The sequence below is a fragment of the Streptococcus intestinihominis genome, from assembly GCF_046824975.1.
In the GTDB taxonomy this organism is placed as follows: Bacteria; Bacillota; Bacilli; order Lactobacillales; family Streptococcaceae; genus Streptococcus.
Genome location: NZ_JBKQBL010000001.1, coordinates 382,632 through 384,301, shown reverse-complemented (window position 1 = coordinate 384,301; position 1,670 = coordinate 382,632). Strand labels below are relative to the sequence as shown.

The following is a 1,670-nucleotide window of genomic DNA, read 5'->3' as shown; positions in this document are numbered from 1 at the left end:
TTATGAAGTCTATGAAAAAGACGGCGACAACTGGCGTCTCTTAACAGGGTCTTCTGCGACAACCGTCTATCTACCAAAAGTTAGCCGTTCAGCAAGTGCTGAAGGAACGACTCAGGACCTCAAGGTTGTGGCAGTTGGGAAGAACGGCCAACGTTCAGATGCAGGAACTGTGGCCTTTGATTGGGGTATGACCGTGTCAGATACCAGTCTTCCAAAAGCCCTTGCACCAAACGTGGTGATTGGAGCCAAAGTCATTGGTTCGAGCTTCCCAGATGCGGATGGTAGTGAAGGCATCGAAGGTATGTTAAATGGTACCATTACCAGTCTTTCAGATAAATGGTCTTCTGCTCAATTGAGTGGAACCGTCGATATTCGCTTGACACAACCACGGACCATTGTTCGTTGGGTCATGGACCATGCCGGTGCGGGTGGAGAATCTGTCGACGATGGCAAGATGAATACCCGTGACTTCGACCTTTACTACAAGGATGAAGCGGGTGAGTGGAAGCTCGCTAAGGAAGTTCGTGGCAATAAAGCCCATGTGTCCGACATTACACTCGACCATCCAATCAAGGCTCAAGAATGGCGTCTCCATGTCATTACGGCAGATAACGGAACCCCATGGCAAGCCATCCGGATTTACAACTGGAAGATGTATGAAAGTCTGGATACGGAAACGGTCAACATCCCGATGAAACATGCTGCAGCGCAAAACTTAGGCAATCATTTTGTCCAAGTCGGCTTCAAAGATGTACCGGCCAATACCACACTGACTCTTTATGCCGATAAAGAAGCGACTAGCCCAATTGCGACCATGACAGCCAATCAAGCTGGAAATCTGATCTTTAAACCACTGGCTTTTGAATCAACCCCATCTCTTCTCTACTATCGTGCGCAAGAACCTGGCAAAGATATCAGTAATGTTCTAGCGATCGAAGTTCCAAAAAATGATAAAGAAATTGCGGGACTTCAATTTGAAGATGGTTTGACCAAGAAGGTTTACCGGGAAGGGGATGCTCTTTCCTTGAAAGGGGCGACTCTCCGTGTTCATTATAAAGATGGCCAAGCAGATCAACTGGTCAACCTCACCAACTCAGGTGTAGAGATTCATGGATTTGACAGTAGCAAGCTTGGAGAACAACACCTAGAAGTTTCTTACCTTGGTCAGAAATTGGATAAGACTCTCACTGTTTTTGTGGTCAGTGCAGAGGAAGCAGGTGAAAAAGCAGTTGCTGGTCTAGAATTGACCGACAAACCAAAAGTAGAATATATCGTCGGAGAAGCATTTGAAAAAGAAGGCGGACGCTTTACAGTTGTCTTTGATGATGAAACAACCGAAACGCACGCCTTGACCGATGAAGGTGTGGAAGTAACTGGCTTTGATGCAACCAAGGAAGGCCGTCAAACCATCACCGTCCATTACAAAGGAGCTAGCACAAGCTTTGATGTCCTCGTCAATCCAAAACCAGCTCTCAATGATGAATACCTTAAGCAAAAATTAGCTGAAGCTGAAGCTGCAAAAGCCAAAGTAGACTTTACATTTGCCAGTCCTGAAGTCAAAGAAGCCTTGTTGGCTGGAATGGCTGCTTCTGAAAAAGTCTTGAAAGAGCATGATACCAGCACACAAGATCAAGTCAATGAGCAGTTGAATCAATTGACCGCTCTCTTGA

The 1,670-nt window shown here is 46.0% G+C and carries 1 pseudogene; it reads left to right on the top strand.

The features are described 5' to 3' along the window. A pseudogene (locus tag ACLOR3_RS02030) lies at window positions 1-1,670 on the top strand (bacterial Ig-like domain-containing protein); the annotation flags it as partial.